Source organism: Pseudomonas lini, assembly GCF_964063345.1.
GTDB classification, from domain to species: Bacteria; Pseudomonadota; Gammaproteobacteria; order Pseudomonadales; family Pseudomonadaceae; genus Aquipseudomonas; species Aquipseudomonas lini_B.
Window position 1 is genome coordinate 3,386,962 of sequence record NZ_OZ061318.1, and the last position, 24,355, is coordinate 3,411,316.

A 24,355-nucleotide genomic window follows, 5' to 3' on the forward strand; every position below is an offset into this window, starting at 1 on the left:
TCAGATGTCTTTGTTCAAACAGCTGTTGATCGCTATCTGTCTGTTCCTGGTGGTCGCCTTCACCGGCAGCTTCATGGTCAGTCTGGAAAGCTCGCGTACCCAGTACGTCAACCAGTTGCGCTCCCATGCCCAGGACGCCGCCACGGCGTTGGCGCTGTCGCTGACGCCGAACATCGACGACCCGGCGATGGTCGAGTTGCTGGTCAGTTCGATCTTCGACAGTGGTTATTACGCGAGCATCCGTGTGGTCGATCTGGCCAACGACAAGACGATTGTCGAGCGCAGCGGTATCCCTGCGGTCACCAATGTGCCGGACTGGTTCGTCAAACTGATCGGCCTGGAACCGGCCGGTGGCGACGCACTTGTCAGCCGTGGCTGGGAGCAGGCCGCGCGGGTCGAGGTGGTCAGCCATCCGATGTTCGCGTTGGCCAAGCTCTGGCAGAGCGCATTGGGCAGCCTCGGCTGGTTGCTGATCTGCGGCGCGGTGAGTGCGGTGTTGGGCGCGCTGTTGCTGCGCAGGCAACTGAAGCCGCTGGATTACATGGTCAAGCAATCCCACGCGATTGCTCGCCGCGAATTCCTCAGCCTGCCGGAACTGCCGCGCACCCCGGAACTGCGTCGGGTGGTGCAGGCCATGAACCAGATGGTCGAGAAGCTCAAGGCGCTGTTCCAGGAGCAGGCCGAACGCAGTGAAAAACTGCGGGCCGAGTCCTATCAGGACAACCTGACCGGCCTGGCCAACCGACGCTATTTCGAAATGCAATTGAACGCGCGAGTGAGTAATCCTGAACAGGCCAGTTCCGGCTATTTGCTGCTGTTGCGGGTCAAGGATCTGGCGGGTTTGAACCAACGGTTGGGTGGTCAGCGCACCGATGAATTGCTGAAAGCGGTGGGTGAGCAGTTGTCCCGAGAGTGCGCCAAGTACCCGGAAACCCAGAACCTTGTGACGCGCATTCGTGGCGGTGAATTTGCCGTGCTGGCGCCGGGGCTGGTGCGCGAAGAAGCGCTGCAACTGGCGAGTAACCTCGAAAGCGCCTTGGCGAGCCTGCATGCGACGGGCGCCACGGACGTCGCGTCGGTGGCCTCGATCGGGCTGGCGCCGTTTGCCCATGGCGACTCGCCGCAAGCGGTGATCGGGTTGGCGGATCAGGCACTGGCCCAGGCGGAAAGTCAGGGCGAACCGAGCTGGGCGTGCCTCGATCACAGTGCATCGGCCCGGGTTGGCGATGACCACCATGCCTGGCACACCTTGCTGGATCAGGCGTTGGATCAGCAGCGTTTCGAGCTGTACTTCCAGCCGGTGGTGGCCAGCCACGACACGCAGGTGGTGCTGCATTACAAAGTATTGTCGCGCCTGCTCGACGAGCAGGACCAGACCATTCCCGCCGGGCGTTTCCTGCCCTGGCTCGAGCGTTTCGGCTGGACGGCGCGGCTGGACCGTTTGATGCTGGAACGGGTGCTCGAGCAGATGGCTGACCATGAAGAGTCGCTGGCGCTGAACCTGTCTTCGGCGACACTGGCGGATCCGCAGGCACTGAACAAGGTGTTCGAGATTCTGCGTCAGCATTCGAATCTGGGGGAACGATTGACCCTGGAAATCGGCGAAGAACAAGTGCCTGAACAAGCGGTGCTGGAACAGCTGACGCGGCGTTTGCGCGAGCTTGGATTCTCGCTGAGCCTGCAGCGATTTGGTGGGCGCTTCAGCATGATCGGCAATTTGGCGCGGCTGGGGTTGGCGTATCTGAAGATCGACGGCAGTTACATCCGGGCGATTGATCAGGAGAGCGACAAGCGTCTGTTCATCGAGGCGATTCAGCGGGCGGCGCATAGCATTGATTTGCCGTTGATTGCCGAGCGGGTCGAGACCGAAGGGGAGTTGGCGGTGATTCGTGAGATGGGGTTGTATGGGGTTCAGGGGCAGTTGTTTGGTGAGCCTAAGCCTTGGCGGTGAGGCTGATGCCGTCATCGCGGGCAAGCCCGCTCCCACAGGATTTGTGTGGTACCACAATCCTGCGTTGACTTCCGCCCCCTGTGGGAGCGGGCTTGCCCGCGATGGCGCCCGTGCGGACACCGATTATTCCGGCAGCAAAGTCCTAGGAGATTTCCTTCAAGTTGTAGCGGTGTTGGTGAACTTGTTCCGGCTGAAGTCCAAGGCTAGTCTGGCCTTGTCACTGAATAATCGGTGACACGGACGTGCAAGTCCGGGTAAAACCCACATCCAAACACTGCCTCTGGCCATTCATCAGGCATTTTTAATGCTTGTTGTGATTGCTTTATGGCGGCTGTGTGCGGGAGACCTTCGGGTCTGCCGAGGTTTTGGTGTGGTCTACTCGGTCTTGCACCCCGCACATAGCTGCCACCTTAATTCGCGTGCAAGCGAACATTAGGTCAGCCTCCTTGTAATCAAAGAGAGCACACCATGTTCAAAGTAACTCCAAATCCGCCTGCTCCCCGCAAAGGCCGCCTCTTCACCGTCTCCCCCGACATCGACACCGAAGCCCTTCTCGCCAACGCCTCCGAAGACTTGCTGTCCATCAGCGCCATAGCCGCCGACCTGGCGGATGATGTGGAAGGCTCACGGCGCTCAGTAGCCCTGGCCCTCAGCCGAATGGCCGATGGCGTGCAGTTGTTGGTGGAGCGAGCGCTGGATCACCTTGAATCGCCGGAGATGCAGGGTCGGGCCGAGGTTTAGCCGGGTAGGGCAGTGGTGAGTTGAAGATCGCCTTCGCGAGCAAGCCCGCTCCCACACTGGATTTGTGTCGAACCGCAATCATGCGATCAACACAGAACCCATGTGGGAGCGGGCTTGCTCGCGAAGGCGCCAGTGCAGGCGCCAACGAAGGGTCGTTAGATCAACCCCGTCTCTTCATCATCGATCAACTGGCTCAACCCGCCCAACGCTTCACGGGCCTGGGTCCGGTCCATCAGCTTGGCTTGTGCGGCGGCCGGCAGGTCGGTGACGCGGATCACGCCTTTTTGGGTCAGCACCTGAATCAAGTCATCGAGTACCCGGATCATTTCCAGGTCGCTCTGTTTGAGCTGCTTGAGGCTGGTTTCAACCACTTCATGGGCAAACCAGGCCTGGATTTCATGGTTGTCGGCCGGCAGCGTTTCCGTGGCCTCGGCGTAGGCCGTGGCTTCCACGCGCACCAACTGACCTTGTGCATCGCGTTGCACGTAAAACATTGAGCATCCCTCGGAAATAGACCAGCGTCGTGCTGTCAGCAGCATAGGTCAACGCAGGCGAGTATGCGGTGCGACGACGAAATCGTCACCCGCGAGGTGGGCGCAAACGTGACGGCCGCCCGGTTTGGGCGGCCGTCAGCCTGCGATCAGCTGTTGTTGTGATCGATTTTGATGGTCGGGTCACTGCCGGCGATCAACGAGTTGATGCTGGCGCTGGACCAATTGTTACCTTCCAGTTTGATCGTCACGTCCGGGGTGGCCGCTGCAGCGTCGGCGCCATTGAACTTGCCGCCAGAGCTGACTTGCAGAGACGACACACCGTCCACGGTGGTGATTTTCAGGAAGTTATCAATGGTGCTGCCGCTTTCGCCCTGCAACAGATCACGCAGGTCGATGCGGTCGCCTTCGCTGGCCTTGAAGTCCTTGATCACGTCGTTGCCGGTGTCGCCAGCCTTCCAGATGAAGGTGTCGGCACCCGAACCGCCAATCAGGAGGTCGTTGCCTTTACCGCCGATCAACGAGTCATTGCCGCTGCCGCCGAGCAGAATGTCATTGCCCTTGCCGCCGTCGAGGAGGTCGTTGCCGCCCTGGCCGAAGAGAATGTCATTGCCCGCGCCACCCAGCAGCGTGTCGCTGCCGTCGTGGGCCCCGGACACGTCGAACGCGGTGTAGTGCTCGGTGATGAACTGATGCACGTTGCTGGTGGTGACTTTGCTGACATCGACGCCGGTCTGCTGGGCCACGAACGCCTGCATGGCCTGATAACCCTCGCCGGCGATGCCATTGAAGCTCACCAGATCGCCGAACAGGATGTCGTTGCCGTCACCGCCATTGACCATGTCGGCACCCGGCATCGTCGCTTCGGTATGGCCGATGACCGAGTTGGCCAGGTCTTTCGGGTCGATGTTGGTTTGTGGCGTTTGATCCGAGTCGTACGGCTTGAGATCGCCGAGGGTGATGTCCGTATTCAGGCCGATGGCTTCTACTGTCGACACGTTTTTCAGCAACGTGAAGCTGCTGGTGGAGTTGTCGATGGCAGTGGAATCGGTATAGCTGCCGGTGCCATCGCGATAGGACAGTTCGTACGTGCCGTTACCTTCGGCATGGAGGGTACCCAGTTCGGTACTGCTCCAGCGCCCCGAGTTTTTTAGAGTCAGCAGCGTGACGTTGCCGGCACTGTCGATGGTCAGGGAGTGAGTGCTGTCCAGGTAGCTGGAATAGGTCTGCCCCAATTTGTAATTGGTGGTGGTGATGACGTCATCGAGCTTCACGTTGCCGAACAAGGTCGGGTTGGTTTGCTCGCCGCTCTGGTAGTAGGTCGGCTTGCCGTCGGTGATGAAGTACGTAAGGTTCTTCGCGCCGGTGTTGGCAATCGCGTCGGCACTCTGGAACCAGTTGGCCGTGGTCTTGAACACGTCCTCGTAGTTGGTGCCTCCGCCGGACGACATCGAATCCAGAACGGACTTGAGCAAGGTCAGGGCGTTTGGATCGTTCAGGTTCACCGATACCGACTTGTTGACCTGGTTATCGAAGTCCACCAGGAAGATGTTCACCGTCCCGGAGTTGCCACCCATGCTTTGCTTGAGGGTGTTGAACACCGCGGTCAGCGAATCCTTGGCCGCGTTGATCGAAGAAGCGCTCATGCTGCCCGAGCTGTCGACCATGAATGCGATGTTGTAGTTGGTGCCCGGCACCACGGTCAGCCCGCCGATATCGGCGATCATGATGTCGTTGCCGTCGGTGCCGGTGATGGTGTCATCGGCGGCGGTGGCGGTGATGGCGTTGTATACCGCCGGGTAAACCGTAACGGGGATCTGTGCGGTGCTTGGCGCCGAACCACCCAGCGCTTCGGTGGATGTCGAAGTGACGGTCAGGGTGAAATGGCCGTTGTAGTACGGCGGCGGGGTGACGGTCAGGGCGCCGAGGTTCCAGCCGGTGACGTTGGCTTCACCGGAGGTGGCGCTGGCGGTGAAGGTATGGCCCGCGCCATCGGTGAGCACCGAGCCCGCCGGTATGCCGCTGATCTTCACGCTCAGGCTTTCGGAGCCGTCGGTGTCGGTCAGTGCCGTTTTGATTGCGGACAAGTGAACGCTGGTGCCTTCGGCGCCTTCGTTGAGTTTGTAGCCGTCGTAGTAGCCTTCGCCATTGGTGCCGTGCAGGTCGGACACTGTCACGCCAGACGCGGCCAGATCCGCCACGCCGGTGTACAGCGGCACGCCGGCGCTGCTGAGGTCGACCGCCGCACCGCCGTTGACCGACAGATTGACGTCATAGCTGCCCGGGCCCTTCTGGTTATGGTGGTAAATGTCCAGGGTGTAATAACCGCTGGTGGTCGGGGTGAACGAACCGTTCAGGTTACCGCCCGCACCCCAAGTGATTGCGGCCACGTTTTTACCACCGATGGTCACCAACAGGCTGTCGTCACCGGTACCGCTGAAGGTGTAAGTCTTGCCGGCTTCGAGAAAAATCAGGCCGGACGTTTTCGAGGCCGTCCCGACCGCGACGCTGCCGTCGGACTGAACGTTGGTCACGGTGCCGCTGGAGTTCGGTGTACCCGCGCCGTCGATGACCGATTTCAGCGTGCCGGAAGACGCACCGTTGCCATCGGTACCGAGACCCGGCAGACCGGTCCAGACTTCCTTGGTCAGGCCGGTGGACTTGACGCTGTTGTCCGCGACGCTCAGGGAGGGCGCATCGGCAACCGGCGTGATGTCGATTTTCACCGTGCCGGTGTTGCCCAGCAGTTGACCGTCGGTTGGCTGGAACTTGATCTGCGCGTAGTCGGCCTGGTTGTTGCCCACGTTGGTGCCGCCGTAGCCATCGACGCCCGATTCGTTGGCATCTGGCGTGAAGCGCAACTTGCCCGCGTCGATATCGGCCTTGCTGAAGGTCTGGTTGGTCGCCACGTCTTTCCAGGTCGCACCGTCCAGGTACTGCAATTTACCTTCGCCCGGCAACTGAGTGATTTTCACCCCCAGGTTGGCGGACGGGCTGTCGATATCGCTGATACCGAAGGTCGACCAGCCGAGGATCAGCGGGGTGTCTTCGGTGCCAGTGACGTTAACCGGTGCGGCGGTCGGCGCATCGTTCACAGCCACTACGTTGACGGTGGTGGTCGCGGTGTTGGAGTAGTTGCTGCCATCGGTCACCGTCACGGTGATGATCCGCGGCACGGTGCTCGGATCTTCACTGCTGTTGGTGAAGCTGATGTTTTTGATCTGCTGCATGTAGTCGGCCAGCGTCGCGTTGCCCGACAGGGTCAGGGTGACGGTGCCGTCCTGGCTGTTGGCATTGATGGTGATGCCATTGACGCTGTTGCCCAGGTTCAGCGCGTCGCCCGGCTGACGATTGGTCAGCACGATGGTGGCGCCGGTCAGCATCGTGCTGTCCGGGTCGGTGATTTTCAGGTCGGTGTCGCCGATCGAGACGCCTGGGCCGGTGGTGCCTTCAGTGAAGGTCACGTTGTAGTTGGCCCCGGTGGCGCCGCTGGAGTTGTTGGCGTCCAGGTCGAGAACCGGCGCTGCATCGTTGTCGGTGATCGAGGTGCTGACGCTGCCGTTGGAAGCGCTGACTGCGAGGTTTTCGAAGTTGCCGCCAGTGGCCGAGTCGATCTTGACCACGAAGTTCTCGGTGCCTTCGGTGAGCTTGTCGTCCAGCGTCGCGACGTCGAAGCTCGCGCTGCTGGCGCCCGCCGGGATTTTCACGGTGTACACGCCGGTGAAATCCGAACCGTCGGCGGCGGTGCCGCTGTAGACGATTTTCAGCGTCACTTCGGTCTGTGCCGGGTGAGTCAGGCTGACGGTGTAGCTGGCGGTCTGGCCTTCGGTGACTGAGGTGCTGCCACTGATGCTGACTTCGGTTTTGTCGATCGTGTCGGTGACGGTCGTGACTGCCGCTGTGTTGCTGGTGACCAGGTTTTCGAAGTTGCCACCGGTGGCGTTGGAAATGGTCGCCTGAACAGTGCTGGCGTCTTTATAGACGTCATCCTTCGGCGCATCGACGGTCACGGTGCCAGTGGTTTTGCCGGCGTCAATGGTGATCACGGCACCGTTGCTCAGCGTGACGGTCACTGGTGTGCCGGCGGCATTGGTCAGGGTCGCGGTGTAAGTGATCTGGCTACCTTCGGCGACCGAGTTGGTCGCGCTCAGGCTGAGAGTGGTGGTGTCGACGGTGTCGGTCACAGTGGTGCTGACCGGCGATTTATCCGCCACCAGGTTCTCGTAGTTACCGCCGCTGACGCTGGTGATCGAGTTGGTCAGCGGGGTATGACCGGCCAATGCGTCGTTCGGTGCGGGGGTGGTCACGGTGCCGGTGGTTTGACCGACGTCGATAGTGATCGTCTGACCGTTGGCCAAGGACACGGTGACCGGGCTGCCAGTCACGGGGGCACCGACAGTCGCGGTGTAAGTGACGGTGCCGCCTTCAGCTGCCGAAGCGGTGGCGTTCAAGGTGACGGTCGAGGTGTCGATGGTGTCGGTGATGCTGGTTACTGCTGGGGCAGTGCTTGGCACCAGGTTTTCGAAGTTGCCGCCGGTGGCGGTGGAGATGGTTGCCTGGACAGTGCCGGCGTCTTTGTAGACGTCGTCCTTCGGCGCATCGACGGTCACGGAGCCGGTAGTTTTACCCGCTTCGATGGTGATGACGGCGCCGTTGCTCAGCGTGACGGTCACTGGTGTGCCGGCGGCGTTGGTCAAGGTTGCCGTGTAGGTAATCTGGCTACCTTCAGCGACCGAGTCGGTCGCGCTCAGGCTGAGAGTGGTGGTACTCGCGGTATCAGTCACCGAGGTGTCGGCCGACTTGCTGTCGACTTCCAGCTTCTCGTAGTTGCCGCCCTTGGCGTCGTCGATCTTCACGCTCAGGGATGCGCCGCCGTTCAGGGCATCGTTTGGCGCTGTGAAGTTGACGCTGGCGCTGCTTGAGCCGACCGGGATGGTGATGGTCTGGCCGTTGGACAGGGTGACAACCACCGGCGAACCGGTCACCGGTGCGCTGACAGACGCGGTGTAAACCACGGTGCCGCCTTCGGCCACAGTGCTGGTCGCGGTGAGGTTCACGGTCGAGGTGTCGATGGTATCGGTGACGTCGGTGATCGCAGCCGCTGGGTTGGTCGCCAGGTTTTCGAAGTTGCCGCCCGCAGCGTCCTTGATCGTGACTTCAACCTGGCCGGCGTCCTTGTAGACGTCGTCCTTCGGTGCGTCGACGGTCACGGAGCCGGTAGTTTTACCCGCTTCGATGGTGATGACGGCGCCGTTGCTCAGCGTGACGGTCACTGGTGTGCCGGCGGCGTTGGTCAAGGTTGCCGTGTAGGTAATCTGGCTACCTTCAGCGACCGAGTCGGTCGCGCTCAGGCTGAGAGTGGTGGTACTCGCGGTATCAGTCACCGAGGTGTCGGCCGACTTGCTGTCGACTTCCAGCTTCTCGTAGTTGCCGCCCTTGGCGTCGTCGATCTTCACGCTCAGGGATGCGCCGCCGTTCAGGGCATCGTTTGGCGCTGTGAAGTTGACGCTGGCGCTGCTTGAGCCGACCGGGATGGTGATGGTCTGGCCGTTGGACAGGGTGACAACCACCGGCGAACCGGTCACCGGTGCGCTGACAGACGCGGTGTAAACCACGGTGCCGCCTTCGGCCACAGTGCTGGTCGCGGTGAGGTTCACGGTCGAGGTGTCGATGGTATCGGTGACGTCGGTGATCGCAGCCGCTGGGTTGGTCGCCAGGTTTTCGAAGTTGCCGCCCGCAGCGTCCTTGATCGTGACTTCAACCTGGCCGGCGTCCTTGTAGACGTCGTCCTTCGGTGCGTCGACGGTCACAGAACCGGTGGTGGCGCCGGCGGCGATGGTGATCACGGCGCCGTTGCTCAGCGTCACGGTGACCGGAGTGCCGGCGGCGTTGGTCAGGGTGGCGGTGTAAACGATGGAACCGCCTTCAGCCACGGAGTCGGTCGCGTTCAAACTGAGGGTGGTGGTGCTCGCGGTATCGGTCACCGAGGTGTCCGCCGACTTGCCGTCGACGTCCAGCTTCTCGTAGTTGCCGCCCTTGGCGTCGTCGATCTTCACGCTCAGGGATGTGCCACCGGCCAGGGCATCATTTGGCGCAGTGAAGTTGACACTGGCGCTGCTTGAGCCGACCGGAATGGTGATGGTCTGGCCGTTGGACAGGGTCACAACCACTGGCGAACCGGTGACCGGTGCGCTGACGGACGCGGTGTAAACCACGGTGCCGCCTTCGGCCACAGTGCTGGTCGCGGTGAGGTTCACGGTCGAGGTGTCGATGGTATCGGTGACGTCGGTGATCGCAGCCGCTGGGTTGGTCGCCAGGTTTTCGAAGTTGCCGCCGGTGGCGGTGGAGATGGTTGCCTGGACAGTGCCGGCGTCTTTGTAGACGTCATCTTTTGGCGCATCGACGGTCACGCTGCCGGTAGTCGCGCCGGCGGCGATGGTGATGACGGCGCCGTTGCTCAACGTCACGGTCACCGGAGTGCCGGCGGCGTTGGTCAGGGTGGCGGTGTAAACGATGGAACCGCCTTCAGCCACGGAGTCGGTCGCGTTCAAACTGAGGGTGGTGGTGCTCGCGGTATCGGTCACCGAGGTGTCCGCCGACTTGCCGTCGACGTCCAGCTTCTCGTAGTTGCCGCCCTTGGCGTCGTCGATCTTCACGCTCAGGGATGTGCCGCCGTTCAGGGCATCATTCGGCGCAGTGAAGTTGACGCTGGCGCTGCTTGAGCCGACCGGGATGGTGATGGTCTGGCCGTTGGACAGGGTGACAACCACCGGCGAACCGGTCACCGGTGCGCTGACAGACGCGGTGTAAACCACGGTGCCGCCTTCAGCCACAGTGCTGGTCGCGGTGAGGTTCACGGTCGAGGTGTCGATGGTGTCGGTCACCTCGGTGACCGCCGCCGCTGGGTTGGTCGCCAGGTTTTCGAAGTTGCCGCCGGTGGCGGTGGAGATGGTTGCCTGGACAGTGCCGGCGTCTTTGTAGACGTCATCTTTTGGCGCATCGACGGTCACGCTGCCGGTAGTCGCGCCGGCGGCGATGGTGATCACGGCGCCGTTGCTGAGCGTCACGGTGACCGGTGTACCGGCCGCGTTGGTCAGGGTCGCGGTGTAGGTGATCTGGCCGCCTTCATCCACGGCGCCGGTCGCGGTCAGCGACAGGTTGGTGGTGTCCTGGGTATCAGTCACCGAGGTGTCCGCCGACTTGCCGTCGACTTCCAGTTTCTCGTAGTTGCCGCCCTTCGCATCGTCGATCTTGACGCTCAGGGAGCTGCCGCCCGCCAGGGGGCTGTTTGGTGCGACAAAGTTCACGCTGCCGGTGGTTTCGCCGACCGGGATGGTGATGGTCTGACCGTTGGACAGGGTGACGACTACTGGCGAACCGGTGACCGGCGCAGACACCGAAGCGGTGTAAACCACGGTTTCGCCTTCGGCGACATTCGCAGTGGCTGTCAGCGAAACGGTGCTGGTATCAATGGTGTCGTTGACGGTGGTCACCGCCGGTGTATCGCTGGCGACCAGCTTCTCAAAGTTACCGCCGGTCGTACCTGTGATGGTCGCTTCAACGGTGCCGGCGTCCTTGTAGACGTCGTCCTTTGGTGCGTCGACGGTCACGGAGCCGGTGGTTTTGCCCGCTTCGATGGTGATCACTGCGCCGTTGCTCAACGTCACGGTGACCGGAGTGCCGGCGGCGTTAGTCAGAGTCGCGGTATAAACAATCGAACCACCTTCAGCGACCGAATCGGTAGCGCTCAGACTCAGAGTAGTGGTGTCCTGAGTATCGGTGACCGAGGTATCCGCCGATTTGCCGTCGACTTCCAGTTTCTCGTAGTTGCCGCCCTTCGCATCGTCGATCTTGACGCTCAGGGAGCTGCCGCCCGCCAGGGGGCTGTTTGGTGCGACAAAGTTCACGCTGCCGGTGGTTTCGCCGACCGGGATGGTGATGATCTGACCGTTGGACAGGGTCACAACCACTGGCGAACCGGTGACCGGCGCAGAGACTGAAGCGGTGTAAACCACGGTCCCGCCCTCTGCGACGGTAGACGTCGCGGTCAGGTTCACGGTCGAGGTGTCGATGGTGTCAGTCACCTCAGTGACCGCAGCCGCCGGGTTGGTTGCCAGGTTTTCGAAGTTGCCGCCCGCAGCGTCCTTGATCGTGACTTCAACCTGGCCGGCGTCTTTGTAGACGTCATCTTTTGGCGCATCGACGGTCACGCTACCGGTGGTGGCGCCGGCGGCGATGGTGACCACGGCGCCGTTGCTCAACGTCACGGTCACCGGAGTGCCGGCGGCGTTGGTCAGGGTGGCGGTGTAAACGATCGAACCACCTTCAGCGACCGAGTCGGTTGCGCTCAGGCTGAGGGTGGTGGTGCTCGCGGTATCAGTCACCGAGGTGTCCGCCGACTTGCCGTCGACTTCCAGCTTCTCGTAATTACCGCCCTTGGCGTCGTCGATCTTCACGCTCAGGGAGTTACCACCGATCAACGCATCATTTGGCGCGGTGAAGTTGACGCTGGCGCTGCTCGAGCCGACCGGGATGGTGATGGTCTGGCCGTTGGACAGGGTCACAACCACGGGCGAACCGGTCACCGGTGCGCTGACGGACGCGGTGTAAACCACGGTGCCGCCTTCGGCGACGGTGGACGTCGCGGTCAGGTTTACGGTCGAGGTGTCGATGGTATCGGTCACGTCGGTGACCGCCGCCGCTGGGTTCGTCGCCAGGTTCTCAAAATTGCCGCCCGCGGCATCCTTGATGGTGACTTCGACCTGGCCGGCGTCCTTGTAGACGTCGTCCTTCGGCGCATCGACGGTCACGGAGCCGGTGGTTTTGCCCGCTTCGATGGTTATCACGGCGCCGTTGCTGAGCGTCACGGTGACCGGTGTACCGGCCGCGTTGGTCAGGGTCGCGGTGTAGGTGATCTGGCCGCCTTCATCCACGGCGCCGGTCGCGGTCAGCGACAGGTTGGTGGTGTCCTGGGTATCAGTCACCGAGGTGTCCGCCGACTTGCCGTCGACTTCCAGCTTCTCGTAATTACCGCCCGTAGCGCCGTCAATCTTGACGCTCAGGGAGCTGCCGCCCGCCAGCGGGCTGTTTGGCGCGACAAAGTTTACGCTGCCGGTGGTTTCGCCGACCGGGATGGTGATGGTCTGACCGTTGGACAGGGTGACGACTACTGGCGAACCAGTGACCGGCGCAGACACCGAAGCGGTGTAAACCACGGTTTCGCCTTCGGCGACATTCGCAGTGGCTGTCAGCGAAACGGTGCTGGTATCAATGGTGTCGTTGACGGTGGTCACCGCCGGTGTATCGCTGGCGACCAGCTTCTCAAAGTTACCGCCGGTCGTACCTGTGATGGTCGCTTCAACGGTGCCGGCGTCCTTGTAGACGTCGTCCTTCGGTGCGTCGACGGTCACGGAGCCGGTGGTTTTGCCCGCTTCGATGGTTATCACGGCGCCGTTGCTGAGCGTCACGGTGACCGGTGTACCGGCGGCGTTGGTCAGGGTCGCGGTGTAGGTGATCTGGCCGCCTTCATCCACGGCGCCGGTCGCGGTCAGCGACAGGTTGGTGGTGTCCTGGGTATCAGTCACCGAGGTGTCCGCCGACTTGCCGTCGACTTCCAGCTTCTCGTAATTACCGCCCTTGGCGTCGTCGATCTTCACGCTCAGGGAGTTACCACCGATCAACGCATCATTTGGCGCGGTGAAGTTGACGCTGGCGCTGCTCGAGCCGACCGGGATGGTGATGGTCTGGCCGTTGGACAGGGTCACAACCACGGGCGAACCGGTCACCGGTGCGCTGACGGACGCGGTGTAAACCACGGTGCCGCCTTCGGCGACGGTGGACGTCGCGGTCAGGTTTACGGTCGAGGTGTCGATGGTATCGGTCACGTCGGTGACCGCCGCCGCTGGGTTCGTCGCCAGGTTCTCAAAATTGCCGCCCGCGGCATCCTTGATGGTGACTTCGACCTGGCCGGCGTCCTTGTAGACGTCGTCCTTCGGCGCATCGACGGTCACGGAACCGCTGGTGGCGCCGGAGGCGATGGTGATGACGGCGCCATTGCTCAGCGTGACGGTCACCGGAGTGCCGGCGGCGTTGGTCAAGGTCGCGGTATAAACAATCGACCCACCTTCAGCGACCGAATCGGTAGCGCTCAGGCTGAGGGTAGTGGTGTCCTGGGTATCAGTTACCGAGGTGTCCGCCGACTTGCCGTCGACGTCCAGTTTCTCGTAGTTGCCGCCCTTCGCATCGTCGATCTTGACGCTCAGCGAGCTGCCACCGGCCAGCGCATCGTTTGGCGCAACGAAGTTTACAGAACCACTGCTCGAGCCAACCGGAATGGTAATGGTCTGGCCGTTGGAGAGTGTGACGACCACTGGCGAGCCGGTGACCGGCGCTGACACGGACGCGGTGTAACCCACCGTCCCGCCTTCAGCCACACTCGAAGTCGCGGTTAGATTGACGGTCGAAGTGTCGAGGGTGTCGGTCACATCGGTGACCGCTGCTGCCGGGTCCGTCACAAGGTTCTCAAAGTTGCCACCCGCGGCATCCGCGATGGTTACTTCAACCTTGCCGGCATCTTTATAAACATCATCGGCAGGCGCATCGACGCTCACGCTGCCGGTGGTCGCGCCAGCGGCGATGGTGATCACTGCGCCGTTGCTCAACGTCACGGTGACCGGCGAACCGGCTGGATTGGTCAACGTAGCGGTGTACAGAATCTGACCACCTTCGGCCACTTCGGTGGACGCGGACAGGCTCAGGCCGGTGTCGTCTTTCGAATCGGTAATGGTGGTGAGTGCTGGTTCGGTGCTCGGGGTCAGTTGCTCGAAATTGCCGCCGGTGGTGCCGGTGATCGTGGTGCTGACGGTGCTGCCATTGTTGTAGACGTCGTTGGCCGCGGTGTCGACAGTCACGCTGCCGGTGGTCTTGCCCGCTTCGATGGTAATGACCGAGCCATTGCTCAAGGTCACGGTCATCGGCGTGCCGGCCGGGTTGGTCAGGGTGGCGGTGTAGGTGATCTGGCCACCTTCGACGACGCTGCCGGTGGCGCTGAGGCTCAGGCCGGTGTTGTCGATCGAGTCGGTGATGGTGGTGACGGCCGGCGTGGTGCTCGGCACCAGGTTCTCGAAATTGCCGCCGGTAGCGCCCGTAATCGTGGTGCTGACGGTACTGCCGTTGTTGTAGACGTCATTGGCCGGGGTGTCGACGTTCACGGAACCGGTGGTTTTACCGGCTTCGATGGTGATGGTCGAACCGTTGGACAAGGTGACGGTGACGGGTGTCTGCGCCGGGTTGGTCAGGGTCGCGGTGTAAGTGATCTGACCGCCTTCGGTCACAGTCGAGCTGGCCGTCAGCGTGACGGTGGTGGTGTCGACCGAAGCGGTAATGGTGGTGACCGCCGGGGTCGGGTTCGGCACCAGATTCTCGAAGTTGCCGCCAGTAGTCCCGGTGATGGTGGTGCTGACGGTGCTGCCATTGTTGTAAACGTCATTGGCCGGCGTCGGAACGTTCACGCTGCCGGTGGTGTTGCCCGCGGCGATGGTGATGGTCGAACCGTTGGACAAGGTGACGGTGACGGGTGTCTGCGCCGGGTTGGTCAGGGTTGCGGTGTAGGTGATCTGACCGCCTTCGGTCACAGTCGAGCCCGCCGTCAGCGTGACGGTGGTAGTGTCGACCGAGTCGGTAATGGTGGTGACGGCCGGGGTCGGGTTCGGCACCAGATTTTCGAAGTTGCCACCAGTCGCGCCGGTAATCGTGGTGCTGACGGTACTGCCGTTGTTGTAGACATCATTGGCTGGCGTCGGAACGTTCACGCTGCCGGTGGTGTTGCCCGCGGCGATGGTGATGGTCGAACCGTTGGACAAGGTGACGGTGACCGGCGTCTGCGCCGGGTTGGTCAATGTCGCGGTGTAGGTGATCTGCCCGCCTTCAGTGACGGTCGAGCCCGCTGTCAGTGTGACCGTGGTGGTGTCGACGGTGTCGGTGACCTGGGTCACGGCCGGAACAGTCGGCGGGGTGACCACGATACCGCTGCCGCCCGTGGTGCTGGTGACGGTCACGGTGATCTGGGTCGGATCGTTATAAACAGTATCGTTCGGCGCCAGCGGAACGTTGACGGTGCCGGTGGTTTGGCCGGCTGCAATCACGATCACCGAGCCGTTGGACAGGGTGATGGTCAGGTCGGTCAGCGGTGCCTGGGTCAGGGTCGCGGTATAAACCAGCACACCACCGGCCTCGGTGATGGTTGGCGTGGCGCTCAGGCTCAGGGTCGATTCGCGCGGGGCGTTGGTGCTGGTATTGGCAGTCTGGCCGCCGGTGGTGTTTTGTGTTGCCAAAGCGGCAGTGCCGATGCCTGCGGTCGGGAAACCAATGGTCGGGTCGACCCGGCCAGCGGTTGCATCCAGCACCACGAAGCTGTGGCCACCACCGGCAGCACCACCCGTGCCCGCAGCCGTAGGGCCGGCGGCGGTAGCTTCAAGAGCGGTGGTCGGGTCGACGCCGGCGGCGATGGCTTGCTGCAATTCGTCAACCGATGGCGCGGCTTGTGCAGTGGCTTGCGCAAGATCGGTGCTGGAATCCGGATTGCTGCCGCTCCACTGCGTGTCGCGGCCCAGGTCCAGGGTCCGACCGTCAGCCAGTTCGAGCGTAATGGCGCCGGCGGCGCCGGTGTCTACCTGATCGCCGACGAACAACCGGTCGCCTTCAACGAGTACGCGGCGGACGCCCTCTGGGGACACCGCGAAAACCTGACCAACAATGCTTTTGACGATGGCAACAACACTGCTCATTGAAGACTCTCCGGGTGTCACGTTCAGTTGACTTCCATGAACCGGTCGGCGTGTTCGCCGATCGGGGCTGGACGTACTTTCAAAGATGTTTGATGCATAACTTTGACGCGGTAATCGTCAATAATTTGGCTATATTTTTTCGAAATTAACTTTATGCCAAACTATTGACCTTCTGGGAGCCATCCTAAACAATCGCCCCGGTAATGTCACATTGATATTTAAGCGGCGACCTGTCCTACAGTGTGTGATCCAGTTCCGATTTTGAACTTTCCGACATGCGGTCATTCCGGTTGCCATCATCCGATGCAGTGCCACGTTCTGCAGTGATTCCAAGACAAGAAGTCCCGGGAAATTCCAACTATGCGTTTGCACCTGTTCAAGGTTCTACCCTTCGCCCTTGCCACCAGTTTTGTTCAGGCACAAAGCCTTCCGCAGGCCATGCAGCAGGCGCTGGATGTCCATCCGGAAATCCAGGCGGGGGTCAACAGCCGATTGGCCGCGGATTATCAGTTAAAGGCCGCTAAAGGGGGATACCTGCCAAGGGTCGATCTGCTGGGCGGTTATGGTCGCGAAGGCACCGACAGCGTCACCACCCGTACCACCGGCAACAACAATCACTGGGAAACGCTGAACCGCAGCGAGTCAAGTTTACGTCTGTCGCAGATGGTTTTTGACGGTTTTGCGACGTCCAGCGAAGTAGGGCGTCAACAAGCCACCGTTAATTCTCGCGCATATTCCTTGATGGGCACGTCGGAACGTACCGGGCTGACCGTCGCTCAGGTCTATCTCGATGTGTTGACCCGCCGCGAATTTGTGCGCCTGGCCGAAGACAATCTGAAGAACCACGAACGGATTCTCGACCAGATCAAGTTGCGCACCCAGCGCGGCGTGGGCAGCGGTGCCGACCTTGATCAGGCTGACGCGCGTATGGCCCAGGCCCGCAACAACCTGATCACTGAACAGACCAACCTGGCGGATGCCGAAACCAACTTCCTCAGTGCCGTCGGCCAGATGCCGGATCAACTGGAGCGGCCTGCCGATTTTATGGCGCTGTTGCCGGCCAACCTGAATGAAGCCCGGGCGCAGATGCTGGAAAACAGCCCGATCCTGCGCTCCGCCGAATCCGATATCGCCGCTGCCGAGAAGCAGTACGAAGCCGCCAAGTCGAGCTTCTACCCGCGCTTCGATGCCGAACTGGGTCGCACCGCCGATAACGATCTCGATGGTCAGAACGGTCACAACAACGAATGGCAGGCCATGCTGCGCATGCGCTTCAATTTGTTTGCCGGTGGCAGCAACAAGGCCGATCTGGAATCCAAGTCCTACCTGTCGAACCAGGCGCTGGATATTCGCAACAACGCCCTGCGTGTGTTGAACGAGGAACTGGGTCTGGCCTGGAATGCCCTGAATAACGCCAACGCCCAAGTGCCGATCGCCCAGCAATATGTTGATCGCAGCGCCAGTGTGCGCAGCGCTTATCAGAAGCAGTTCAGCCTTGGCGAACGCACCTTGCTCGACCTGCTCGACAGTGAAAACGAGCTGTTCAGCGCTTCCCGTCGGCTGGCCGAGATCAAAAACATTCAGTTATTTACTCAGTACCGAATCAAGGCGACCATGGGCGAATTGCTCAAAAGTCAGGGCGTAGTCGCACCGTTGGCATCCGTTGTGCAAAACGACGTGAAGCCCAAGGTTCAGCTGCCCGGGATGAATTGAGTCCTGCCCCATTTTAATCGTTAGCCAAGAGTGTCGAGCGTGGAATCAGAAGTCAGTCGAGTTCAACTCATTCATGATCCGCGCGCGCTGCATGACGATCCGTTACTGGACGGCCTGTTAGCCCTTTGCACTTTGCACCAGAAACCGGCCAGCGCCGCGATGCTGACCACCGGCCTGCCGCTGCCCAAACAACGCCTGAGCGTCGAACTGCTGCCCCGTGCGGCCGCTCGCGCCGGGCTGCAAGGGCGGGTATTGCAACGCAAGCTGGAGCAGATTCCGGCGATTGCCATGCCGGCGCTGTTGCTGCTCAAGGAAGGTCGCAGTGCGGTGCTGCTCGGTTGGCACGGTGACGACCAGGCCCGCTTGCTGCTCAGCGAAAGCGATGGTGGCGAGGTCTGCGTCAGCCGTGAACTGCTCGCCGACGATTACAGCGGCAAAGTCTTCTTCGCCCAACCCCAACATAAATTCGACGTTAACCACGGCACGCTGATCCCGCGCGCACGCTCGTGGTTTCGCGACACCCTCAAGCGTTCGCGCTGGCTGTATGTCGACGCCATCGCTGCCAGTTTTCTGATCAACATCATTGCCATGGCCGCGCCGCTGTTCGTGATGAATGTCTACGACCGCGTGGTACCGAACCAGGCCGAGTCGACCCTTTGGGTCCTGGCCATCGGCATCACGGGCGCTTACCTGTTCGACCTGATCCTCAAGAGCCTGCGCAGCTTGTGCCTGGACCTGGCCGGTAAGAAAACCGACCTGATCATCTCCGCGACGTTGTTCGAACGCATCGTCGGCATGGCCATGAAGTACCGCCCGGCTCGGGTCGGCAGCTTCGCCCAGAACATCCATGAGTTTCAGAGCCTGCGGGACTTCCTCGCGTCGCTGACCCTCACCAGCCTGATCGACCTGCCGTTTACGCTGCTGATCTTCATGGTCATCGCGATTCTGGGCGGGCATCTGGTGTGGATTCCGGTGTTGGCGTTCCCGATTGCCTTGCTGATCGGTTATGCCTTGCAGAAACCACTGGTGGCGACCATGGAACGAACCATGGCCCTGGGCGCCGAGCGCCAGTCGAGCCTGATCGAAACCCTCGCCGGCCTCGATGCGGTGAAGGTCAACAACGCCGAAAGCGAGCGCCAGTATCAGTGGGAGCAAACCATCGGCACCCTCAGCCGCCTCGAACTGCGGGTGAAAATGCTGTCCGGTCTGGCGATGAACATCACCTTGCTGATTCAGCAACTGGCCGGGGTGATCATGATCGTCTTCGGCGTGTACCAGATCATCGACGGCCATCTGAGCATGGGCGGTTTGATTGCGTGCTACATGCTCAGCGGCCGTGCCCTCAGCCCATTGGCTTCGTTGTCCGGCCTATTGACTCGCTACCAGCAGGCCCGCGTGACCATGACCTCGGTCGATCAGATGATGGAGCTGCCGCAGGAGCGCAATTTCGACGAGCGTCCGCTGAGCCGCAAGGTGCTGCAGGGCGCCATTGAATGCCGCCAGTTGAACTTCACTTATCCGGATCAGCAGAACCCCGCGCTGAAGAATATCAACCTGATCATCAAGCCCGGCGAGAAGATCGGCATCATTGGCCGCAGCGGCTCGGGCAAAAGCTCCCTGGCTAAATTGCTGGTGGGCCTCTATCAGCCGGACGACGGCGCGTTGTTGGTGGATGGTGTGGATATCCGTCAGATCGACGTCAGCGAATTGCGCCACAACATCGGTTACGTGCCCCAGGACATTCAATTGCTCGCCGGCACCTTGCGCGACAATTTGGTCTCGGGCGCGCGTTACGTCGAAGACGAATTGGTGCTGCAAGCTGCGGAACTGGCCGGCGTTCACGAGTTCGCCCGTCTGCACCCGCAAGGTTATGAGCTGCAAGTCGGTGAACGTGGGCAGAACCTGTCCGGTGGTCAGCGTCAGAACGTCGCCCTGGCCCGAGCGCTGCTGCTCAACCCGCCGATCCTGTTGCTGGACGAACCGACCAGCGCCATGGACAACACCGGTGAAGAACGCCTCAAGCAACGCCTCGCTGCAGTGGTTGAAAACAAGACCGTGGTGCTGGTGACGCACCGGGCTTCGTTGTTGTCGCTGGTGGATCGTCTGTTGGTGATCGACCGTGGGCAGATACTCGCCGATGGCCCGAAAGCCGCCGTGATGGAAGCGTTGAAGAAGGGGCAGATCAGTGTTGCTTAAGTCCGGGGTCAAAGAATCCATCCGCCGCTACTTCAAAGGCTCCGCATCGCTGCAAGGCCAGCCGCTTCCCGAGGTCAACAAAGCACTGATCGAAGACGCCCCGCGTGTGGTGCGGTTGACGATCTGGGCGATCATCGGCTTCTTCGTGTTCCTGATGCTCTGGGCCAACTTCGCGGTGATCGATGAAGTTACCAAGGGCGACGGCAAGGCGATTCCGTCGTCGAAGATCCAGAAAATCCAGAACCTTGAGGGCGGCATCGTCTCTGAGTTGTTCGTCACCGAAGGGCAGATCGTCGAGGCCGGCGCGCCGCTGATTCGTCTGGATGACACGCGGTTTGCCTCCAACGTCGGTGAAACCGAGGCCGATCGGCTGTCGATGCTGCTGCGTGTGGAGCGCTTGAGCGCCGAGGTCGATGACCGTCCGCTGAACTTCCCCGCCGACGTGCTCAAGGCTGTTCCCACTCAGGCTGCCAGTGAAGAGTCGCTGTACATCAGCCGTCGTCAGCAATTACACGATGAGATCGGTGGCTTGAAGGAGCAGTTGATTCAGCGTCAACAAGAGCTGCGCGAGTTCACCTCCAAACAGGCTCAGTACCGCAGTGGCCTGGCCTTGCAGCGTCAGGAAATCAACATGTCCGAGCCGCTGGTGGCTCAGGGCGCGGTGTCACCGGTTGAGGTTTTACGCCTCAAACGCGCCGAGGTTGAAACCCGCGGGCAACTGGACGCCACCACCCTGGCGATTCCTCGCGCCGAATCGGCGATCAAGGAAGTTCAGCGTAAGATCGACGAGACTCGCGGCAAATTCCGCAGCGAAGCCTTGACCCAACTCAACGAAGCGCGCACCGATCTGAACAAGGCCCAAGCCACCGGCAAGGCGCTGGAAGACCGGGTCAGCCGGACGCTGGTGACATCGCCGGTGCGCGGCATCGTCAACAAGCTGCTGGTTAACACCATCGGCGGCGTGATCCAGCCGGGCAGCGATCTGGTGGAGATCGTGCCGCTGGATGACACCTTGTTGGTGGAAGCCAAAATTCGTCCACAAGACATCGCCTTCCTGCATCCGGGACAGGACGCCACGGTGAAGTTCACGGCTTACGACTACACCATTTATGGTGGGCTGAAGGCCAAGCTTGAGCAGATCGGTGCCGACACCATCACCGACGAAGACAAGAAGACCACGTACTACATCATCAAGCTGCGCACCGAGCGCAGTCACCTGGGGACGGATGAAAAACCGTTGCTGATCATCCCCGGGATGGTGGCGTCGGTGGATATCATTACCGGCAAGAAGACCGTGCTCAGTTATTTGCTCAAACCGATTATTCGGGCGCGAGCCGAGGCACTGCACGAGCGGTAGTCTTCGGTCGGGGCTGATGGCCTCATCGCGGGCAAGCCCGCTCCCACAGGATTTTGTGATCGCCACAGAACCCTGTGGGAGCGGGCTTGCCCGCGATGGCGGCCTCAAGAGCGATAAAAATCAAAAGCCATATCGTTATTCACTAACGGTATTTAAATTCCAATTCTTATACCTATAAAGTCACTCCCCTGCGTACCTGCCGACCAATCGGCGCGCCGCACGACACGAACCAACACGGGACCTCCGTGAGTTTCTGATCGACGCGCGCCCTTTGAGCGTGCCGTGCGTGGGAGTGATTTTTATGTCAGCCGTCTCTTTTTCTCCAAAACCTGCATCAACCAGCGCCGCCACCCTCGCGTCGCAAGTCTTCGAAGTCCGTCCATTCAGCGGTGCCGTCGGTGCCGAAATCATCGGCCTGGACCTGTCCCGCCCGATCAATGACCAGGATTTCGCCCGCGTCCATCGCGCGCACCTGGATCATCACGTGGTGGTGTTCCGCGACCAGCGCATTACCCCCGAACAGCAGATCGCCTTCAGCCGCCGTTTCGGCGTGTTGCAGATCCACGTGCTCAAACAGTTCCTGCTGGCCGGGCATCCGGAAATCCTCATCGTTTCCAACATCATCGAAAACGGCCAATCCATCGGCCTCGGTGACGCCGGCAAGTTCTGGCATTCGGACCTGTCCTATAAAGAACTGCCGAGCCTGGGCTCGATGCTGCATGCCCAGGAGCTGCCGTCCGAAGGCGGCGACACGCTGTTCGCCGACATGCACAAAGCCTGGGACAGCCTGCCCGATGCGCTGCGTAAAGCCGTCGAAGGCCGCTCGGCGGCGCATTCTTATACCGCGCGCTATAGCGAGAGCAAATTCGAAGGCAATTGGCGTCCGACCCTGACGCCGGAGCAACTCGCTCAGGTCGCCGAGGTGGTTCACCCCATCGTCCGCACCCACCCGGAAAACGGCCGCAAGGCGTTGTTCGTCAGTGAAGGTTTCACCACCCGCATCGTCGGTTTGCCGGAAGACGAGAGCAAACAATTGCTCGACGAGCTCTATGCCCACAGCGTGCTGCCGCAAAACATTTACCGCCATCAATGGCAGGCCCACGACCTGGTGTTCTGGGACAACCGTTCGCTGATTCACCTCGCCGCCGGATGCCCCAGCCATCTGCGCCGCAAGTTGTATCGCACCACCATTCAGGGCGACGCGCCTTTTTGATTTCGGAGAATTCCCATGTCCAAACGTCTTCCATTTGCACCCTTGGCTGCGGCCATTGGCCTGGGTTTCAGTCTGCTCGCCGGCAGCCTGGTAGCGCCGACCGTTGCTCACGCCGAAGGTGAAATCCGTATCGCCGAACAGTTCGGCATCGTGTATCTGCTGCTCAACGTGGTGCGCGATCAGAACCTGATCGAGAAATACGGCAAGCAGGAAGGCATCGACATCAAGGTCGATTGGACTCAGCTTTCCGGCGGCTCGGCGGTCAACGATGCGTTGCTCTCCGGCTCCATCGATATTGCCGGTGCCGGCGTCGGCCCACTGCTGACGATTTGGGACCGCACTCACGGCAAGCAAAACGTCAAAGCCGTGGCTTCCTTGGGCAACTTCCCTTACTACCTGGTGAGCAATAATCCCAAGGTCAAAACCATTGCGGACTTCACCGAGAAGGACCGCATCGCGGTGCCGGCGGTCGGGGTTTCGGTGCAGTCGCGCTTCCTGCAATACGCCGCCGCCAAGCAATGGGGCGACAAGGAGTTCAATCGCCTCGACAAGTACACCATCGCCGTTCCGCACCCGGATGCCACTGCGGCACTGATCGCAGGCGGCACCGAGTTGAGTGGGCACTTCTCCAACCCGCCGTTCCAGGATCAGGCGCTGGAAAACCCCAACGTGCATGTGGTGCTGAATACCTATGACTTGCTCGGTCCGAACTCGCCGACCGTACTGTTCGCCACTGAGAAATTCCGTAGCGAGAACCCGAAAACCTACAACGCCTTCATCGCCGCGCTAACCGAAGCGGCCGAGTTTGCGCAGAACGATAAAGGTGCGGCAGCCGACACTTACATCCGTGTCACCAAGGCCAAAATCGACCGCGCGGCGTTGCTGAAAATCATCGACAACCCGCAGTTCGAATTCAGCATCACACCGAAAAACACCTACCCGCTGGCCGAGTTCCTCTACCGCGTCGGTGCGATCAAAAACAAACCGGATTCGTGGAAGGACTACTTCTTCCAAGACACTAAACCGCTGCAAGGGAGCTGACCGACATGAACGCCCCTTTGCAAGGCCACACGGCCAGCAAGCCGATCGCGGCAGCTCAAGCGCTGCTGTCGGTCGACCAGGTCAGCCTGGAATACCGCACGCCTGCGCGGGTGGTTCGAGCGACCCATCAGGTCAGTTTCGAGATCGATCCGGCGGACCGTTTTGTGTTGCTCGGTCCTTCCGGCTGCGGCAAGTCGACATTGCTCAAGGCGGTCGCCGGGTTCATCCAGCCCTGTGAGGGCGAGATTCGCCTGCAAGGCCAGCGGGTCGATGCGCCAGGGCCAGACCGGATCGTGGTGTTCCAGGAGTTCGATCAGCTGCCACCGTGGAAAACCGTCAAACAGAACGTGATGTTTCCGCTGCTCGCTTCCAGAACGCTCAAGCGCAAAGAGGCTGAAGAGCGGGCGCTGCACTATCTGGACAAGGTCGGTCTGGCGGCGTTTGCCGATGCCTATCCGCATACCTTGTCTGGCGGCATGAAAGCTCGCGTGGCCATTGCTCGCGCCTTGGCGATGCAACCAAAAATCCTGTTGATGGACGAGCCCTTCGCCGCCCTCGATGCGCTGACCCGGCGCAAGATGCAGGAGGAGTTGCTGCTGCTCTGGGAAGAGGTGCGTTTCACGCTGCTGTTCGTCACTCACTCCATCGAAGAGGCGTTGGTGGTGGGCAACCGGATTTTGCTGCTGTCGCCCCATCCGGGCCGGGTGCGGGCGGAAGTCCACAGCCATCAATACGACTTGCACAGTTTGGGTGGCGTGGCGTTCCAGGAATCGGCGCGGCGGATTCATCGGCTGTTGTTCGATGAAGGTCAGTCGCCGGAAACCGAGCGTGACCTGGATTTCGCCGACATTCGCATCGCTTATTGAG

Annotated in this window: 9 protein-coding genes and 1 pseudogene; 8 read left to right on the forward strand and 2 right to left on the reverse strand. The window is 61.1% G+C overall.

Annotated features, from left to right (window positions below):
- Positions 1-4: 4 nt before the first annotated feature.
- Together lapD and AB3226_RS15440 are read left to right on the forward strand one after the other, a co-directional pair.
- Entirely contained in the window at positions 5-1,951 is a 1,947-nt protein-coding gene (lapD, locus tag AB3226_RS15435) for a cyclic di-GMP receptor LapD (protein WP_367373665.1), read from the forward strand.
- A gap of 501 nt (positions 1,952-2,452) precedes the next feature.
- A pseudogene (locus AB3226_RS15440) lies at positions 2,453-2,692 on the forward strand (DUF6124 family protein); the annotation flags it as partial.
- A gap of 155 nt (positions 2,693-2,847) precedes the next feature.
- Here the strand turns inward: AB3226_RS15440 and AB3226_RS15445 are convergent.
- Entirely contained in the window at positions 2,848-3,186 is a 339-nt protein-coding gene (locus AB3226_RS15445) for a tryptophan synthase subunit beta (RefSeq protein WP_367373666.1), read from the reverse strand.
- 146 nt (positions 3,187-3,332) lie between these two features.
- Entirely contained in the window at positions 3,333-15,968 is a 12,636-nt protein-coding gene (locus AB3226_RS15450; RefSeq protein WP_367373667.1) for a retention module-containing protein, read from the reverse strand.
- A 360-nt stretch (positions 15,969-16,328) separates the two neighbouring features.
- Here AB3226_RS15450 and AB3226_RS15455 point away from each other — a divergent pair, with 360 nt between their 5' ends.
- The 6 genes from AB3226_RS15455 to AB3226_RS15480 all read left to right on the forward strand — a co-directional run bounded on the left by AB3226_RS15455 (position 16,329) and on the right by AB3226_RS15480 (position 24,354).
- On the forward strand, positions 16,329-17,681 hold the full coding sequence (locus AB3226_RS15455) for a TolC family outer membrane protein (protein ID WP_367373668.1): 1,353 nt from the start codon (positions 16,329-16,331) through the stop codon (positions 17,679-17,681).
- Between the two features lie 39 nt (positions 17,682-17,720).
- The gene (locus AB3226_RS15460; RefSeq protein WP_367373669.1) at positions 17,721-19,877 is read left to right on the forward strand and encodes a type I secretion system permease/ATPase; all 2,157 of its coding nucleotides are present in this window, start codon (positions 17,721-17,723) and stop codon (positions 19,875-19,877) included.
- Complete coding sequence (locus tag AB3226_RS15465; RefSeq protein WP_367373670.1) at positions 19,867-21,234, forward strand: HlyD family type I secretion periplasmic adaptor subunit; 1,368 nt, start codon at positions 19,867-19,869, stop codon at positions 21,232-21,234. The genes AB3226_RS15460 and AB3226_RS15465 overlap by 11 nt, the downstream gene beginning before the upstream one ends.
- 301 nt (positions 21,235-21,535) lie before the next feature.
- Positions 21,536-22,447: a TauD/TfdA dioxygenase family protein gene (locus tag AB3226_RS15470; protein ID WP_367373671.1), complete on the forward strand. Its 912-nt coding sequence runs from the start codon at positions 21,536-21,538 to the stop codon at positions 22,445-22,447.
- Positions 22,448-22,462: 15 nt separating this feature from the next.
- A complete protein-coding gene (locus AB3226_RS15475) occupies positions 22,463-23,488 on the forward strand; it encodes an ABC transporter substrate-binding protein (protein ID WP_367373672.1) in 1,026 nt (341 codons plus the stop codon).
- Positions 23,489-23,493: 5 nt separating this feature from the next.
- The gene (locus AB3226_RS15480) at positions 23,494-24,354 is read left to right on the forward strand and encodes an ABC transporter ATP-binding protein (protein ID WP_367373673.1); all 861 of its coding nucleotides are present in this window, start codon (positions 23,494-23,496) and stop codon (positions 24,352-24,354) included.
- The last annotated feature ends 1 nt before the right edge of the window (position 24,355 follow it).

Coding starts and splice junctions, on each gene's coding strand:
- lapD (WP_367373665.1), top strand. CDS start 5: ATGTCTTTGTTCAAACAGCTGTTGATCGCTATCTGTCTGTTCCTGGTG.
- AB3226_RS15445 (WP_367373666.1), bottom strand. CDS start 3,186: ATGTTTTACGTGCAACGCGATGCACAAGGTCAGTTGGTGCGCGTGGAA.
- AB3226_RS15450 (WP_367373667.1), bottom strand. CDS start 15,968: ATGAGCAGTGTTGTTGCCATCGTCAAAAGCATTGTTGGTCAGGTTTTC.
- AB3226_RS15455 (WP_367373668.1), top strand. CDS start 16,329: ATGCGTTTGCACCTGTTCAAGGTTCTACCCTTCGCCCTTGCCACCAGT.
- AB3226_RS15470 (WP_367373671.1), top strand. CDS start 21,536: ATGTCAGCCGTCTCTTTTTCTCCAAAACCTGCATCAACCAGCGCCGCC.
- AB3226_RS15475 (WP_367373672.1), top strand. CDS start 22,463: ATGTCCAAACGTCTTCCATTTGCACCCTTGGCTGCGGCCATTGGCCTG.
- AB3226_RS15480 (WP_367373673.1), top strand. CDS start 23,494: ATGAACGCCCCTTTGCAAGGCCACACGGCCAGCAAGCCGATCGCGGCA.